Origin of the sequence: Parabacteroides hominis (assembly GCF_014287585.1) — a bacterium.
In the GTDB taxonomy this organism is placed as follows: domain Bacteria; phylum Bacteroidota; class Bacteroidia; order Bacteroidales; family Tannerellaceae; genus Parabacteroides; species Parabacteroides hominis.
Genome location: NZ_JACOOJ010000026.1, coordinates 1 through 15,859 on the forward strand (window position 1 = coordinate 1; position 15,859 = coordinate 15,859).

The 15,859-nt window shown below is 47.4% G+C and carries 15 protein-coding genes; 3 read left to right on the forward strand and 12 right to left on the reverse strand.

Features of this window, described 5'->3' with window-relative positions:
* Positions 1 to 254: 254 nt before the first annotated feature.
* Positions 255 to 536 carry a hypothetical protein gene (locus H8S65_RS13730; RefSeq protein WP_186930502.1) on the forward strand — a complete coding sequence of 94 codons (282 nt, stop codon included), beginning with the start codon at positions 255 to 257 and terminating at the stop codon, positions 534 to 536.
* Positions 537 to 838: 302 nt separating this feature from the next.
* On the opposite strand, the gene H8S65_RS13735 is transcribed toward H8S65_RS13730, so the two are convergent.
* The 5 genes from H8S65_RS13735 to H8S65_RS13755 all read right to left on the reverse strand — a co-directional run bounded on the left by H8S65_RS13735 (position 839) and on the right by H8S65_RS13755 (position 6,410).
* A complete protein-coding gene (locus H8S65_RS13735) occupies positions 839 to 1,552 on the reverse strand; it encodes a LytR/AlgR family response regulator transcription factor (RefSeq protein WP_186930503.1) in 714 nt (237 codons plus the stop codon).
* A complete protein-coding gene (locus tag H8S65_RS13740) occupies positions 1,549 to 2,556 on the reverse strand; it encodes a sensor histidine kinase (protein WP_186930504.1) in 1,008 nt (335 codons plus the stop codon). The genes H8S65_RS13735 and H8S65_RS13740 overlap by 4 nt, the downstream gene beginning before the upstream one ends.
* On the reverse strand, positions 2,553 to 3,581 hold the full coding sequence (locus tag H8S65_RS13745) for a sensor histidine kinase (RefSeq protein ID WP_186930505.1): 1,029 nt from the start codon (positions 3,579 to 3,581) through the stop codon (positions 2,553 to 2,555). Before H8S65_RS13745 ends, H8S65_RS13740 begins: the two co-directional genes overlap by 4 nt.
* Before the next feature lie 30 nt (positions 3,582 to 3,611).
* Entirely contained in the window at positions 3,612 to 5,972 is a 2,361-nt protein-coding gene (locus H8S65_RS13750) for a TonB-dependent receptor (RefSeq protein WP_186930548.1), read from the reverse strand.
* 96 nt (positions 5,973 to 6,068) lie between these two features.
* Positions 6,069 to 6,410 carry a hypothetical protein gene (locus H8S65_RS13755; RefSeq protein ID WP_186930506.1) on the reverse strand — a complete coding sequence of 114 codons (342 nt, stop codon included), beginning with the start codon at positions 6,408 to 6,410 and terminating at the stop codon, positions 6,069 to 6,071.
* 277 nt (positions 6,411 to 6,687) lie between these two features.
* Between H8S65_RS13755 and H8S65_RS13760 the strand changes: the two genes are divergently transcribed.
* Positions 6,688 to 7,374, forward strand: a complete 687-nt coding sequence (locus H8S65_RS13760) for a queuosine precursor transporter (protein ID WP_186930507.1) — start codon at positions 6,688 to 6,690, stop codon at positions 7,372 to 7,374.
* Here the strand turns inward: H8S65_RS13760 and H8S65_RS13765 are convergent.
* The 7 genes from H8S65_RS13765 to H8S65_RS13795 all read right to left on the reverse strand — a co-directional run bounded on the left by H8S65_RS13765 (position 7,371) and on the right by H8S65_RS13795 (position 14,859).
* The gene (locus H8S65_RS13765) at positions 7,371 to 8,339 is read right to left on the reverse strand and encodes a FimB/Mfa2 family fimbrial subunit (protein ID WP_186930508.1); all 969 of its coding nucleotides are present in this window, start codon (positions 8,337 to 8,339) and stop codon (positions 7,371 to 7,373) included. The genes H8S65_RS13760 and H8S65_RS13765 overlap by 4 nt on opposite strands.
* A gap of 71 nt (positions 8,340 to 8,410) precedes the next feature.
* A complete protein-coding gene (locus tag H8S65_RS13770) occupies positions 8,411 to 9,028 on the reverse strand; it encodes an HAD family hydrolase (protein ID WP_186930509.1) in 618 nt (205 codons plus the stop codon).
* Between the two features lie 30 nt (positions 9,029 to 9,058).
* Positions 9,059 to 10,387, reverse strand: a complete 1,329-nt coding sequence (locus H8S65_RS13775; RefSeq protein ID WP_186930510.1) for an ABC transporter substrate-binding protein — start codon at positions 10,385 to 10,387, stop codon at positions 9,059 to 9,061.
* Positions 10,388 to 10,403: 16 nt separating this feature from the next.
* The gene (locus H8S65_RS13780; RefSeq protein ID WP_186930511.1) at positions 10,404 to 11,192 is read right to left on the reverse strand and encodes an ABC transporter permease; all 789 of its coding nucleotides are present in this window, start codon (positions 11,190 to 11,192) and stop codon (positions 10,404 to 10,406) included.
* Positions 11,189 to 11,962 (reverse strand): ABC transporter permease, encoded by a 774-nt coding sequence (locus H8S65_RS13785; RefSeq protein ID WP_186930512.1) that lies wholly within the window; start codon positions 11,960 to 11,962, stop codon positions 11,189 to 11,191. The genes H8S65_RS13780 and H8S65_RS13785 overlap by 4 nt, the downstream gene beginning before the upstream one ends.
* Positions 11,963 to 11,978: 16 nt before the next feature.
* Positions 11,979 to 13,385 (reverse strand): polyamine ABC transporter ATP-binding protein, encoded by a 1,407-nt coding sequence (locus H8S65_RS13790; RefSeq protein WP_186930513.1) that lies wholly within the window; start codon positions 13,383 to 13,385, stop codon positions 11,979 to 11,981.
* Positions 13,386 to 13,569: 184 nt separating this feature from the next.
* Complete coding sequence (locus tag H8S65_RS13795; protein WP_222616294.1) at positions 13,570 to 14,859, reverse strand: MFS transporter; 1,290 nt, start codon at positions 14,857 to 14,859, stop codon at positions 13,570 to 13,572.
* Positions 14,860 to 14,960: 101 nt separating this feature from the next.
* Between H8S65_RS13795 and H8S65_RS13800 the strand changes: the two genes are divergently transcribed.
* Entirely contained in the window at positions 14,961 to 15,842 is an 882-nt protein-coding gene (locus tag H8S65_RS13800) for a LysR substrate-binding domain-containing protein (RefSeq protein ID WP_186930514.1), read from the forward strand.
* The last annotated feature ends 17 nt before the right edge of the window (positions 15,843 to 15,859 follow it).

The following is a 15,859-nucleotide window of genomic DNA, read 5'->3' on the forward strand; positions in this document are numbered from 1 at the left end:
AGAACGAAAATGGCAATTATTACTTATACAACTCGGAAAATTGCGGCATAGAAAAATACTATATCGGGAAAAGGAGGAAACGATATAAAAAGAGGATGTGTCGGTTTTGACACACCCTCCAAAAGAGAACCTGCGGCATAAGGCGCAGCTTTGTTTGTTAGCTCGCTGATAAATCATCATTTACAGGTTCAAATATTCTTACTTTCGCATATCCTTATTGTAAAAAAACGGTTATTTAACAATTGGCTGGCTTTATGATGAAAAAGTTCGGATTCCTCTCTTGGGGAAACAAAACGGATCTTTTTTCATTTATTTGCCGGTTTTCCGCCATGACGACCGTCTTCGGCGCCGTGAAGATTGACTTTATCGCCACGAAGACGGTCGTCATTGCCTATAAAGTCAGTCTTCACGACAACGAAGACGGTCGTCATGGAAAAGTTCTGCGCACCTCACGGAGGAAAGGCAGGAAAGTGCTTTCGCCGCAAACGGAACGCGACACGGCTTCGTCCGCAAATATTCGATTCTCCGGGAGTTGAGGATTATCACATTTTCCGGTTTTTCCCCGTCAAACTGACAAAACAGGACCTATAACGGGACAAGCTGCCCATCTCATTTCTTTCCGTGTCAAACAAAAAGCACCCTGCCGGACAAAGTGTAAGATCTGTATGATCCGGAATTTCAGATGAAATAGAAAAAGGACGAAAAAGGGGTTATTGTCATTTTTTATATGTATACTCTCGACTTCATTGCACATATCAAGACAAAAGAGTGAAGAAATAACAAAAAGCCCCATGTGATTAACGTATAGGGCTGTAATATTCATTCAGACCGGATTGCCTTATATAGACCTGTTATTCAACAACTCCTCAAAGAAAGCATCCCGATAGGAATTGCCGATCGCAATTTCATGTTGCTTAATAAAGACATCGTTGTTGTCGAACGATTCGATGTGGTTTCGATTGACGATATACGAACGGTTTATCCGTAGAAAAATGCTCTTGGGAAGCAGATCGTGTATTGTTTTTACATTCATGCGGGTAATAATACGCTGTCCGTCTAATTGAATGATAACGTAGTCTTTCAATCCTTCGATAAAGAGGATGTCTTTCAGGTTTACCTTGAAATACTTCCTGTCCGATTTCACGAAGATACATTCATCTTCTACGTTTTCCACGCTTTTCTTGTCTTCGTCCAGCAACAGGGAGTGGTAGGTGATCGCTTTATCCACCGCCTTGCGGAACTTGGCGGCGTCAATCGGTTTGACCAGATAATCGACCGCGTCGACCTCGTAACTGTCGAGGGCGTATTCCGAATAGGCTGTCGTGAAGATAATGAGCGTGTGTTTGGGGATGCTGCGGGCAAACTCAATACCGTTTACCCCCGGCATCTGAATATCCAGAAATATCAAATCGACATTTGTTATTTGCATATACCCGGCAGCGGCTTCCGCGCTGTTGAAACTATCCAACAGTTCAAGTTGGGAAATCCGGGCGACTAATTTCTGTATTCCTTTGCGAGCGATTGGCTCATCGTCTACTATAATGCATCTCATAATGGGATTTGTAAATTTACCTTGTAAGTTGTTTCCGTTTCTACTATGTCGTACACATAGTCGTTGCCGAACAGCAGAGCCAAACGGCGTTTGATATTCGCCAAGCCTAAACCGCCTACATCACGCTTAATCGGCTTGGGCGGTTTGGAGTTTTCACATTCAAAGAGCAGGCGATCGTTTGCCGTTCGGTATTTAATATGTACATACGAACTGTTTGCGTCCCTGTTATGTTTTATCGCATTTTCCACAAACGGGATAAAGAGCAAAGGCGGCACTTGAATGTATTCCGGATTCCCCTCTACGGTGATACTGTATTCAAACCGGTCGCGGCGAACTTTCTCCAAATCCAAAAAGTCGGTGAGAAAAGCAATGTCGGCTTTCAGCGAAACCCGCTCCCGTGTGCTGTCGTTGAACTGATACTGCAACATATCGTCCAGTTTCCTTAATATATGGGAAGCCATCTTAGGGTCTTCGTCTACCATGATATTGGCATTGTTTATCATGTTGAACAGGAAATGCGGGTTTATCTGGCTCTTAAGGAAGTAAAGCTCCGACTGCGAGGTGGCGACTCGTAGGTTGCCGATATTCCGCCTGCCGATTGTCCATTGTTTGAACAGCAGGAGCATCGATATGCCTCCCAAGAAAAGAAATAGGGTACATACCGAAGAGGCTATACTAAGGAAAACCGCCATGCCCGAAGGCTCCCCGTGCGATACCGCTATGTCATAAAACAAGTCTTGCAACACGGTCATAATGAACATGGAAAAAACAGTAAAAAGAACAACCGATATGACATAGCCTAAGACTTTGTTTTTTGCCAGAAAGCAGGGAAACAACACATAGGCATTGACATAGACAAGCATACTCAGGAAAAGATAATAGCCGATCCAACCGTAAAAGCGGTTAAGCGAAAGGTTCAACTTATCCGGAGCATCGAAAAACACTCCGAACGAGATGGCCAGAATAACGGCTTGCAATACGAGATGTCTGTGGATGGGTTTCATTCCGACGTATCTATTTTAAGTTCTATCGTTTCCATGCTTACATCCCATGCGTATTTACCGGGATATTGCAACTCTAAGCGTTGGCGGATCAAAGAAAGCGCATCTTTATCCAACGGTTTGTCGTTATCCGATTTACATGTAAAGGAGAGCGTTTTATCTTGGAGTCTGAAAAGCAACTCCACCGAATGGCTATCGGCTATTACACACTGAACAAGCGACAAAAACAGCATGGGAACAACGAAAGTGTTTCTTATATCTCCCTCGATATGTATTCGATACCGCATGTCGGGATTGTTCGATTGCTCCAGTTCAAAGAACTTGTCAAGAGAATTAATCTCTGATTTAAGCAATACACGGTCGCGGTTGCAATCATAGAGTAGGTAACGCAATAGCTGTCCCAACCGCATCAGCGTATCGGAAGCCTGCTGCGGGTTCGATTCTACCAGAGACGAAGCATTGCGGAGTGTCTTCGACAGGAACGCAGGGGCGATTTGTCCTTTCAGTTTGTTCAGTTCCGATTTCACATGCTCGCTTTCCATCCGACTGACTTCCTCATTGCCTCTCATCCACTTGCCAAAGAACATAATCACCGACACGCCGCAAAAACAAACGGCTGTAATGACGGTGGTGGAAAGGTTATCGACCAAAATCAGCGGATGGGTATAGGATGTTATCCTGTGAGGCAACCCCAATGAATTGCGTACCCAGTATTCCCCTGCTATAGACAATGTTGGCAATGAAAAAACAATGATTGTAAGAAATACCGCATAGCCGATATAGTTCCCTTTCAGGAGATATTTGGGTGTGAGATAAAAGTAATTGAAGTACAGGGCAATCAGGTATACCATAAAGGACGTGGCGCAGATAAGATAAATCCGGTTTCCTAAAACGGCTTGGCTGTCCTGATAGGCAATGAATACCTGATTGAATGTAATAATTGCCCCGACAAGGATAAATATCAGATGCCGCCAAACCCGATAGTTCGGACTAAACAGAAAGCGGGGCAGGAAATTATTATCTTTCATTTCTATCTATATGAGGGTTGCAAAGATACGCTAAAAATCAAGTCGGTACGTTATGTTGAAGATAGAATTTTTCAATCGCCTGGGTTCTATCACTCCGGTTTTCAGGTTGTATTCGTGCCCGAAATATTCTTTGTATCCGGTGGCGTTCATACCTTTCACGGCGAACTCATGCGATACCTTATTCCGGTTCATCCGGTAGCTAAGGGTATAGTTGGCAAGAAACATAGGCGATAATTGCAGTGAATAGGCTCTCGTTTCGTCATATTGCGTTTCCTTGTCGGGGTGCGCCAATGTCGCCTGTTCATCGACCGGAGAATAACGGTCGCCGCCCTGATAAGTCAGCTTCAGGTTTACACTTAACACGTCCCGCTTATCGCGCCCGATCATCCATTCCTTCCCTATCAAACCGTTCAACACGTAGTTACGGTTGAACTTGGTATTGTGCCAAACGCCGTCGCCGCCTTTATACTTGGAGTCGAATACGGATGCCGTTATCATGTAGTAAAAGCCTTTGGTCATATACTTTTCAAACGTAACATCTATCCCGTAGTTGCGCCCGTTTCCTTTGTTTACCAACGCATCCTCCACATAGAAGGTATTACGGTTGAGTACGGAATAGGAACTGTCCGCCATCACAGGCACATCGTACAGGTATTGGAAATAAGGCTCGACCCGCAGGTTCATATCGTCCGATATTCTGTAATTGTAGGATAAAGACAGATGGTACGTTTTTGTGAAGTCCAAGTCTTTATTGACCTGTTTATCGCCGGTTGCTTGTGTCTTTACGAAGTACACGTCCAACTTCTCCATCCGGCTGTGCAGCCCATAACCCAAGCCGAACGAACTCTTTGATGTTGCCTGCCATTTTACAGAGGCACGAGGTTCTATTGTCCATGTATTATTCAGCGTAAGGAGTTGTCCGTTTACGCCCAATGTTGCCGATAGCTTATCGTTGAAAGTGAACAAGGAACTGCTGTATGCCGACAGGAGATTGGTAGTGCCTTTTCCTTCCGAAATACGCTGCATGGGTTCCGTGTAAAGTGGAGCCAGATCGAAGTCCATGTCGTAGTGCATATTAGTCCATGTGAACCCGGTCTTGTTAGTATGTCTGGAACTGTACTTTTTGTTGAACGAAGAGGTCAGCACCAGATTGGTATAACGGCTTTGGAAATCGAGAAAGGGAGCGGAATCCATATTATTATCGTAGATGCTTTCCCACACATCTGTTTTGGAATAAGTAGTGGCAAGGGAAGTTTTAAGCAGTCCTCCGTTATCAAAGAAATAGCGGTGGCTCAATCCGGCGGCAGCCGAAGTCTGCTTCATGCGCGAATCTTTAGCATCTTCCATGTAATCCCATTCGTCAGGAGTCTTGATTTCGGGCTTTATCTTGTCAATCAGAGCCGTTCCCCACACGGAAAAGATACCCGCCTTTTGGGTTGGGAAGTTCAGCTTGAAATTCAAATCCTGATAATCCATTTCCTGTTCCAAATCTCCGGCAGGGCTTACCTTGTTCATCAATCCCGTAGTCGAGTATCGGTAGTTGAACAGATAGGATGCATTGTGTTTTCGGCTGAGTGGCCCTTCCGAAGCGGCATCCAAACCAAGCACTCCGGCTTGCAGTGTGTGTTGGAATTTCTGACTGTTTCCGTTCCTCATCTTCATATCAAATATGCCTGATACGGCATTGTTGAACTCGGCGGGAAAAGCGCTGGTATAGAAATCGGAATTGCCCAATACGTTACTGCTTAACGAGGACAGCACGCCACCACCCAACGAAGCTACATCGGCAAAGTGGTTCGGATTGGGAATCTCCACATCTTCCAATCGCCATTGAAGCAGGCTCGGTGCATTTCCATGTACTGAGATGCCATTGCTCCCAACAGCCGATGTGACTCCGGCAAAGGAGCTCACCAAACGCGCCGGGTCGTCCATGCCGCCGGCGAAGCGGCTGGCTTCTTCCACGCTGAGCATACGCGCTCCTGAGAGAGCCATCTTATTCATCGGTTCTTCTTTGTTGATACGTGGACGAACTACCACTTCTTCCAGTAGTCGGGTATTCTCCTTCATCTGCACTTCGAGAGACACCTCTTTCGCTGATGTGAGCATAATCTCGCGGAAGATAGTTGGTTCGTAGCCTAAGAAGGAAGCCTGCAAATCGTAGCGACCTACGGGTACGTTCTTTATCACAAATTTACCGTCATTATCAGTAGTTGTTCCCATTTGCGGCAAGTCTAAAAGTTGAACCGTCGCGTAAGGGATCGGAGTGCCGGAAGCATAGTCGATGGCTATCCCGCGTATGGTTTGTACGGGTTTGTTATCCTGTGCGGATATGTTTGTCGCAAGCAATGTACAAGCGACAAATAGTATAATTTGGATTAATTGTTTCACGATTGTTCGTATTTATGAAGTTTGTTAATTATTTCTTAAAAAAATCCATGAGCTTATATACTTTGCCGAAGGCATTTCTAACATTGTACGAAGCGGAATTCATATCAGACCATCGCTCCGCCGACCAGATACCAATGGCTCAATTCCAATTTGTTTTCGTTCGGGTCGCCTTCGGGCAGCTTCTCGGTCTTGGTGTCGACGCTGAACCCGTAACCGATATTCGGCCCGATTCCGGAAGAATGCTACCACAACGGGATTCGGCAACCCGACAAAAGCCAACATGCCGGCCACATCCAGATATTTTTGTTCGTACGGAGTGATCCGGCTTACAAACCCTGCGGCAAACCAAAAAGCCCAAGGTATAAGGGTAGATAAGATAAAGAACAAGGCGGGTTTTTTGTATCCGCTGACTGCTTCCGAATGTGATAATGATGTTTTCATTTTCGCTGTATATTTTGAATTTATACTGCGAAAGTACAGGTGATTCGGGTACTGTTTTTATATTGAGACGGAGGGCCGGAATTTAGAGATGAAATGGGCTCGTTTGTATACGAAGGGGGGTAGCAAGTGTTCAAAGAAAAATGGAGAGAACTATCAAAAAACAGTATACTTATCTTATATCTTCAAGATTAATCGCTAACTTTGCTTCCGGAATGGCAAAAACGTTCCTTCACATTATTCACCGAGTGCTTGATAAACCTCGTTAAAAACAAGAAATATGCAGAAGACATCTACTGTAACCGTGCCGTTTATGCTGCTGGGCATCCTGTTCAATATCTGCTTAGTAGCTTCGAACCTGTTAGAAACCAAAGTCGTCCAGGTATCCGGCATTACTGCCACCGCCGGACTGATCGTTTTCCCGATCTCTTATATCATCAATGACTGTATTGCCGAAGTATGGGGGTTCAAGAAAGCACGCCTGATTATCTGGAGCGGGTTCGCTTCGAATTTCCTGGTAATCGGATTCGCACAATTGGCGGTGATGTTGCCTGCCGCCCCGTTCTGGGAAGGCGAAGAAGGTTTCAACTTCGTGTTCGGGATGGCGCCGCGCATCGCCATAGCGAGCTTGATCGCTTTTCTTGCCGGTTCGTTCCTGAATGCTTATGTGATGAGCAAGATGAAGATTGCTTCGGCCGGAAAGAATTTCTCTTTACGGGCCATCGTCTCCACTTTGGTCGGCGAGAGCGCCGATTCGATGATCTTTTTCCCGATCGCTTTCGCCGGACTGATACCGGTAGGCGAGCTTTTCATCATGATCGGGACACAGGCGGTCCTGAAATCCCTCTATGAAGTAATAATCCTTCCCGTCACCATCCGCGTAGTAAACTACATCAAGAAGGTGGACGGGAATGATGTGTATGACGTGGGGACGTCATACAATATATTGAAAGTAAAGGATATTTAGTTCGTAGGAAAATCGAGGGATTCCGTCTTTTCATCCCAGTCTTTGACCTCGAAGCCGTGCGAGGAGCCTTCCTCCACATAGAGGTCGCCCAGCGAAATCTTCAGGACAAGACGGTTCCCTGCCGCTAAAGGACCGGCAAGCGCCTTGCGAAATACCTTTTCCTGGCCATTTTTCAGGTTCAGGACGACCGACAGTTCAGGCGCATCACCGGAGGGGAACATCATGACTGTAGAATTGGCCGACATCATAAGGCTGTCGCCCGAAACGGTAAGCGGGAAAGCGACCGTCTTCGTAAAATCGGAAGGTTCGGCTGTGTAGTAGTTCAGTTTGCCGGCTATGCTGCTCACCAAGACGCGGCAAGTCGCAATGCTGGAATCCATTGTCGAACCGTCGTAATTGACTATAGCCACCCGCAAACCGGTAACCACTCTATCCAGTGTCGCCTCCATATTATCGGTTCCGACATGAAGCGGCTGGACGGCATGGACAAAGTCATATACGGGGCTGTAGGTCGTATCCGAGTAACTCGATTTACGGAGTGAATAGGACAGATCGGCTAAGTTAATACCCCTTCTCAGTCCGGGTTCCGTTATGGAAGCGGCATCATAGGTCGAGTCGGTCGGACTGTTCTTCATAACGCCCCAATAAAGGAAATTATAATCCCCTACCGGAAGACGTACCGGGTTCAAGACGGAAGAGGCGGAACCGTTGATCACCGTATAGTTAGCATTGAACGAGACAATTTCGCCGTTCACACTGAAGTTGCCGAAATAAATCGAAGTATCGGGCATACAAGGATAAACCATCAACCCTCCTGTAAAAGAAGCTGCTGACGAAACAGTCATGTCGAGTATCTCCGGAGAGACCAGATCCTTATTATTATTACCTGTTTTATCGTCATCGTCTTTGGAACAACTGCCAAACAGGGCGGCAGCGGCAAGTACCGTTAGCATTAACCTATTCATAACTACCATTATTTGTTTCGTTTTTTGTCTAATCAAAACAAACAACGGCAAATATGGTTGTCTGAAATAAGTTAATTAACAAACAGATGCGACCAATCCTCGCGGGGTTGGGGCGTATAGGTATGGAAACCTAATGATTCGGCGGTGCGGCAATTGGGGACGGCATCGTCTATGAACAATGTTTCTTCGGGGCGTATGCCTGCATTTTGCAGGACATATTCGAATATATCGGCGTTCGGTTTCAGCATGTGAAGCTGGTAGGAAAGATATATATGATTGAAAAAGTCGGAAGCATGGTGGCCTTTATAGGAGAAACAGGTCTTTTCCGACCAGTCCCAATGAATCTCGTTCGTATTGCTGAGCAGCATCGTATTGTAACGCTTGCGGAGGTCGAGCAAAAGATCCAGCTTATAATCCGGGACATCATCGAGCATGGCGATCCAGGCGGCATCGATCTGCTCGTCCGTCAGAGACTGCTTGGTCAGATGGCGGATGCCGTCGCGGAAGCCGGCTGTCGTGATGGAGCCGAGCTCGATCTTCATGAAGAGATCCTTATGCTGGTAATTATTGACAATCTGTTCGCGTATATTTGCGACACCCAAGCTCTCGAATGCCTCAATACAGCGGTTACGGGTGAGGTTGATGATCACGCCGCCAAAATCTATAACCAAGTTTTTAATGCCTTCCATGACTCTCTTTTTGATTCTAACTATTTATGTTTACCAGCGGCGGCGACGTCTGTGATGGCGTTTCCGTTGCTTATATTGACGTATCCTGCGATATACCAACCAGACAAATAACACGCCGAACACAGCAAAGATCAGCAAGACGATCCCGGTATTCAGGTTATCCCCTTTCACGCGGCTCCACATCTCCAGGACCAGTTCCGTCCGGTCTCCGAAATCGCGGATCATGGCGCAACGCTCCACCACCTTGCGGTCGGGATATTGTACCGGATTGATCCGGATGCTATCCGCACCGGGACCGAAGAAATAACTCAGGTCGGAAACTTCTTCGATTGTCGAATCGATCTTGGCTTCCATGATTTCGGGAGTCGCGATGGCACTGACGTAACCGATGGCGTCCATATTCCGCAAAGCGACGTCCGGACGACAAAGATAATCAATAAAATAACTGGCAGCCTTTACATTGCGGGCATATTTAGGGATCGCCCAGCCGTCGTACCAGATATTGCTGCCTTCGCGGGGCACTTCATAGTCCAGCTCCACCCCGACAGCCTCCGCTTCGTCCATCGCCCAGACCGCATCCCCGCTCCAGGTAAAGTTGAGCCAGGCCTTGCCTTTCGTCATCATCTCCTTGCCGAAGTCGGCTTCCCAACCGGCAATGTTGGGCTTCATCTTTTTCAGATATTCCTCGGCTATGGCGATTGCTTCGGGCGAATTGTCGTTCATCAGCTGCTCGACTGTCACAGTGCCGTCTGCCAGTTCCTTCGCATGGGCATAGATAATGGCCGTACCGTAGGCATCGCGATAACTGTCTTTCATCAAGATCTTATTCCTGAACTTGGGGTCCCAGAGGCATTCCCAGCTTTCGACCTCTTCTTTGGTAACGAACTGCTTGTTATAGAGAATCCCTGCCGTTCCCCACATATAAGGGACGACATAGTCGGTCGTTTTCCGCCCCGGCTGGCTTAGCTTATTCAGTTGCTCGCGGATATAGGGAGAGATATTATCCAGGTAATCCGGTGTCTTTCCGAAATTGCGGTCTATCGGGACAAGGAGGTTTTTCTTCAGCATCCGCTCGATGATATATTCGGACGGACAGATCAAGTCGAAATCTTCATGCCCGCGTTCAATCTTGGTAAGCATGATTTCGTTGATATCGAACACCTGGTAGATGATCCGGATATCCTCGCCGGTCTGTTCCTTGTACCAGGCGGGAAATCCGGCTAAGACATCTTCGTCGATATAATCCCCCCAGTTGTAGACTTTCAGGATATGGCTGCGTTCCTCGTCCGTACGTCCGCATGAGGACATTGCGCCTAAAAGGAGCATGCAACCGGCTATTATTGTAATCAGTTTATTCATTTCCTGCTTTTCTCCATTAGCTTTTGGACTTCTCCGCCCGTTTATTAATTACAATCAAAAGGACGAGTACCGTCACGAAGATGATCGTCGACAACGGACGCAATTCCGGTGTCAGCCCTCCTTTGCGGGCATCCGCATAAATAAAGGTCGAAAGGGTTTCCAGCCCCTCGTTGCCGATCGTAAAGATAGTCACGGCAAAGTCGTCGATCGAAAGCGTGAAAGCGAGTATAAAGCCGCTGATCATTCCCGGACGAATCTCCGGCAGGATCACCTTGCGCAACGCCTGGAAAGGGGTCGCCCCCAGATCGAGCGCCGTCTCATAAACATTCTGGTTCATCTTTTTCAGGCGAGGCATCACGCTCAGCACCACGTAGGGCGTACAGAACGTAATATGCGCCAGCACGACCGTCGTGAATCCCTGCGAAACGCCAAAACTCACGAACAGCAGGAAAAGGGAGACACCCGTAATGATATCGGCATTCATCATCGGGATCGCATTGGCAAAGTTCATCACCTGGCGGGTCCGCGACCGCAGGTTGAAAATGCCGATAGCCGCAATGCTGCCCAACAAGGTGGAGACGGTTGCCGCAATCATCGCGATAGCAAACGTATTCCACAACGCGCTCACCAACGAACGCTGCACGCCTCCTGTAAACAGCGAACTATACAATTTGGTTGAAAATCCCGTCCAGTTTCCCAAGACTTTCGCTTCGGTAAACGAGAAGATCATAATAATCAGAATCGGGGAATAGAGCAGCGCCAACAGCAACCACAGATACCCTTTCGCCATCCATTTCGTCATCATATCACACCTCCCCCTTCGTTTGAGGCATTGTCTTCATCGTTCGTAAAGAGGATGGTAACGCCGATCAGCAACAACATAATCAGGGAAAGCGCCGCGCCATAATTCCACATGCCGTTATAGATATTTTCCTGCACGGTCGTACCGAACAGTTTGATGTTATTCATCGTCAACAACTCGGCAATGGCAAAAGTGGAAACCGTCGGCATGAAAACCATGACGATCCCGCTCATCACACCGGGCATCGAAAGAGGCAGGATCGTCTTCATAAAGACCTGAAACGGATTGGCTCCCAAATCCTGGGCCGCCTCGATCAGGTTACGGTCCATCTTTTGCAACGTATTATAAATCGGATAGATCATGAACGGGAGGAAGTTATACACCATGCCGAAAACCAGCGCCCCCTCTCCCAACGGCAGGTTCAGGAAATCGAACAGGGCCACCGTAGCCAGCGTACGGATCAGGATATTCACCCACATCGGCAGGATGAACAGCACGACCATCGTCCGGGAGGTATTGAAACGCTCCTGGCTCAGGATATAAGCAGCCGGATAGCCCAGGATAAGACAGACAAGCGTCGTGATAATCGCAATCCCGATCGAATAGACGAACGTGTTCATCGCTTCGGGATGCACCATGAACTTACGGAAATTAGCAAAAGTGAATGCTCCGTCGGCATCTGTAAACGCATAGAATACGATCAGCAGCAAGGGCATTACGACAAAAACAGCCAGAAACAGGGCATAAGGAATCGTCCAGTTCCTTCGCCGCATAAAAAACGCTGAGATCTTACTTACCACTTCCTTCCTTTTTAGTTGATTGAACAATCCGTATGTTTTCGGGAGCGATCGTGATTCCGACCCGGTCACCGTCGTCCCAGACATCATTCGTGTCGACAAAGATATCTTCGTCCCAGTCGGTAAACACCGTCAGATGATAATGGTTGCCTTTATAGAGGATAAATTTCACTTCGCCGGTCAGGCGTCCGTCTTCCTCGTTGTCTTCCAGGATGACGCGGGCAAAGTCCACTTCTACCTGCACGGGTGTTTCCGGCTCTATTCCGGGGACTTCCCGGCATTCGAACGTGCAACCTAAAAATTCCACATGCGTGGCATCGACCATCTTGCCTTCGAACGTATTGCAGATACGTTCCTTTTTCATCACGTGGATATCGAAGGGCTTCACTAACAGGCCGACTTCCTGCCCGGCATCGAAGCAATGGTAATCCTGCACCATGAACTCATAGCCTTCCGGCGTCTGCACCATCATTTCGTAGTGAACGCCTTTAAAGATAGAGGATGTCACCGTCCCCGTCAGCATGGCGGCTTCAGACGGCTCGAAAATATAAATGTCTTCCGGACGAAGCACGACATCCACCGGAACCTGCTGGCCGAAGCCTTCGTCCACGCACTCGAACTCGTGGCCGGCAAAGGACACTAATTTATCTTTGATCATCAGCCCGTTCAGGATGTTGCTTTCGCCGATGAAGTCGGCGACAAACGAGTTGATCGGTTCGTTATAGATGTCGATCGGCGTCCCGATCTGCTGGATCTTCCCTTCGCTCATCACGACGATCGTGTCGCTCAGTGTGAGCGCTTCCTCCTGGTCGTGGGTCACATAGATAAAGGTGATCCCAAGGGATTTATGCATCTCCTTCAACTCCATCTGCATATCCTTGCGCATCTTGAGGTCGAGAGCAGCCAGCGGTTCATCCAGCAAAAGCACCTCCGGCTCGTTCACGATGGCACGGGCGATGGCAACGCGCTGCTGCTGTCCGCCGGAGAGGGAGTCGACATCCCGGTATTCGTAGTCGGTCATCCCCACCATCTTCAATGCCTGCTTCACCTTTTTCTCGATAACGGCTGCCGGGAGTTTTTTCAGCTTCAGGCCGAAAGCGATATTATTGAATACATTCAGGTGAGGGAAAAGGGCGTACTTCTGAAAAACGGTATTGACCGGACGTTTATGGGGAGGCGTTTGCGTGATTTCCTTTCCCGCAATCGTGATAACCCCTTCCGAAGCTGTCTGGAATCCGGCTATCAGACGTAACAACGTCGTCTTTCCGCAACCGGACGGCCCTAAAATGGTTACAAACTCGCCCTTGCGGACAGACAAATTCACATCATTCAATACGGCCTTGTCCCCAAAGAATTTAGACACATGCTCCACACCAATGATGCAGTCAGATTTTTGCATAGACTATACCCCTTTACCAATACAGATTAAACATATTTCTGCTTTTTCTCGTAAAAAGCGGCACAAAGGTAATAATTAATTGATAATTGAGAGTTGATTTCAGTTTCTTCTACAGATAATATTACGGTGAACATGATTACACGCGTACCTCCACGACTCTGTACGAATATATCAGGAAACTCAACTATTTATCTTGTTTTCCGGCAATACCAGGTTTAATATCGCTCCTGCAAAGCGAAGAGTCCCATTCGGGCAATGCAAATATGATCCATCTGCGACCGTTATATCGGCAGGACGATGCGACGGAAATAAAGAATGCAACCGCCACCAATGCGATAACAAACCAGACGAAGGTATTCCAGCCATATCCGGAAAGGATGATACCGGTCAATGAGCCGGCAACACTCGAACCGGCATAGTAAAAGAGCCAATAAAGACTGGTTGCACTGCTTTTGGCCTGCCGGGCATTTACGGAAACGATCCTGCTTGCCATCGTATGTGCACTGAAGAAAGCGAACGTCAAGATACCAAGTCCTGTTATGATCGCCCAAAGTTGCATGACAAGCAATAGCAACAAGCCACCCGCCATCAAAAGGAGAGAACCTTTCAACAACACAGCAGGGCTGTACCGGTCGGAAAGTTTGCCTGTGACAAGAGAACCGACTACACCTGTCGTGTACATCATAAATATCATGGCGACAACATAATGCGGCAGTCCGAACGAGGAAGATTCCAGAATGAAAGAAAGATAATTATAGACACTCACAAATGCCCCCATCGCCAAAGCAGCAACCAGAAACATCCCCAGGAATGTGATTTTATTCAGGAACCGTCCCATATCCCCTACTCTCTTACGCACATCGACGGAAGAAGGAGCAAAGTTCTCCGAACGTGGAATCTTACAGATAAAGACAATGCCAAGTATCAAGCTGACAAGTCCGATCGCCAGTGCAGCATACCTCCAGTTGCTCCATCCGGAAAGGAGCGTCCCCATCACCCTGCCTGCCATCCCGCCGACCGTATTCCCGCTCAGATAAAGGCTGATTGCCAAACCGATCACAGAAGCGTCCACCTCTTCCGACAAATAAGCAAGTGCGACAGCCGATACCCCGGAAAGCACAGCCCCCTTCAAAAAGTTTATGACCAGTAAGAGCGGAAAATTCCAGGCAAAGGCAGATAATACAGTCAGAGCGGAAGACAGAACAAGCGCAACTCCCATCAGTCTATGCCGTGAAAGCGAATCGGCTTTGAAAGCAAAGACAAACAAGCCCGCAGCCATACCTATCGTAGATACCGATACGGCAAGGCTGCTCATAGCCGGCGTTATCCTGAAAGAGGTGCAGAGTTCCGAAAGCATAGGCTGGAACAGATATAACTGGGCAAAAACCGAAAGACCGGACAGGAACATGCAATTCCTGATCAACCGGAAACGCTTCGTCTCCTTTTCTGCCTTTACTGTTGTATTTATGTGCATAAGATCGTTTTTCATGCCACAAAAGTATGCAGCAAGAGAATATATACATACATTTGCGAAACGCTATTTTTCGATAGTAATCATTGATAAAACCGATTGATATGGAATTACGCCAGTTAAGATATTTCGAGAAGACAAGTGAACTCTTAAATTTCACAGAAGCGGCAAAGGCTTTATTTATCTCCCAAAGCACATTGTCACAACAGATCAAACAACTGGAAAGCGAGTTGGGAGTCCTGCTCTTCGACCGGGTAGGCAAACGCATTGTATTGACTGAAGCCGGATCATCGTTCCTGCCATACGCAAGAAACGCCATACGCGATGCCGATAGCGGCAAACAGATCATCCGGGATCTGCAAGGATTGGAAACCGGATCGTTGCACATAGGGGTCACCTACAGCCTGAGCACGATCCTGACAAAAGCATTGAAAAAGTTTTCCGGGAAATATCCCAACATAAAGATCGAGATCACATTTGCCACTTCCGACGAATTGATGGAGATGTTGGACAATAATAAAATGGATTTTATCCTTTCATTTGAGTCGGGAAGTTCGGACGAAGGTTTCGATATGATTTCTCTTTTTACTTCCAGGTTGTATTTGATCGTGCATAAGACGCATCCCAGTGCCGGCATGCAGGCCGTCACACTTGAGAAACTGGCACAGATGCCGTTGATACTTCCGGCCAAAGGGTTTGCCACACGGGAACGGATCGACAAGATTTGCGAACAAAAAAAACTGGAATTGCATGTAGATATGGAGTTGAACGACGTCCACACGATAATCAACTTGGTAAATACCGGCAACTGGGGAACCATACTGACATTCGCAGCCGCCAGAAATGAAGACGGGCTCGTCAAAATACCGATCCGTTCCGACATAGACCTGTCCACACATGCCGCGCTTTTCTGGACCAAAGGCGCATACCGTAAAAAGTCGGCACTTGCTTTCACGGATATCCTATCGGAAATCCTGACATCTTAAGACAATGCCGCAATCGC

Coding starts and splice junctions, on each gene's coding strand:
- H8S65_RS13740 (WP_186930504.1), bottom strand. CDS start 2,556: ATGAAACCCATCCACAGACATCTCGTATTGCAAGCCGTTATTCTGGCC.
- H8S65_RS13780 (WP_186930511.1), bottom strand. CDS start 11,192: ATGATGACGAAATGGATGGCGAAAGGGTATCTGTGGTTGCTGTTGGCG.
- H8S65_RS13730 (WP_186930502.1), top strand. CDS start 255: ATGATGAAAAAGTTCGGATTCCTCTCTTGGGGAAACAAAACGGATCTT.
- H8S65_RS13770 (WP_186930509.1), bottom strand. CDS start 9,028: ATGGAAGGCATTAAAAACTTGGTTATAGATTTTGGCGGCGTGATCATC.
- H8S65_RS13785 (WP_186930512.1), bottom strand. CDS start 11,962: ATGCGGCGAAGGAACTGGACGATTCCTTATGCCCTGTTTCTGGCTGTT.
- H8S65_RS13790 (WP_186930513.1), bottom strand. CDS start 13,385: ATGCAAAAATCTGACTGCATCATTGGTGTGGAGCATGTGTCTAAATTC.
- H8S65_RS13775 (WP_186930510.1), bottom strand. CDS start 10,387: ATGAATAAACTGATTACAATAATAGCCGGTTGCATGCTCCTTTTAGGC.
- H8S65_RS13765 (WP_186930508.1), bottom strand. CDS start 8,339: ATGAATAGGTTAATGCTAACGGTACTTGCCGCTGCCGCCCTGTTTGGC.
- H8S65_RS13755 (WP_186930506.1), bottom strand. CDS start 6,410: ATGAAAACATCATTATCACATTCGGAAGCAGTCAGCGGATACAAAAAA.
- H8S65_RS13800 (WP_186930514.1), top strand. CDS start 14,961: ATGGAATTACGCCAGTTAAGATATTTCGAGAAGACAAGTGAACTCTTA.
- H8S65_RS13745 (WP_186930505.1), bottom strand. CDS start 3,581: ATGAAAGATAATAATTTCCTGCCCCGCTTTCTGTTTAGTCCGAACTAT.
- H8S65_RS13760 (WP_186930507.1), top strand. CDS start 6,688: ATGCAGAAGACATCTACTGTAACCGTGCCGTTTATGCTGCTGGGCATC.
- H8S65_RS13735 (WP_186930503.1), bottom strand. CDS start 1,552: ATGAGATGCATTATAGTAGACGATGAGCCAATCGCTCGCAAAGGAATA.
- H8S65_RS13795 (WP_222616294.1), bottom strand. CDS start 14,859: ATGCACATAAATACAACAGTAAAGGCAGAAAAGGAGACGAAGCGTTTC.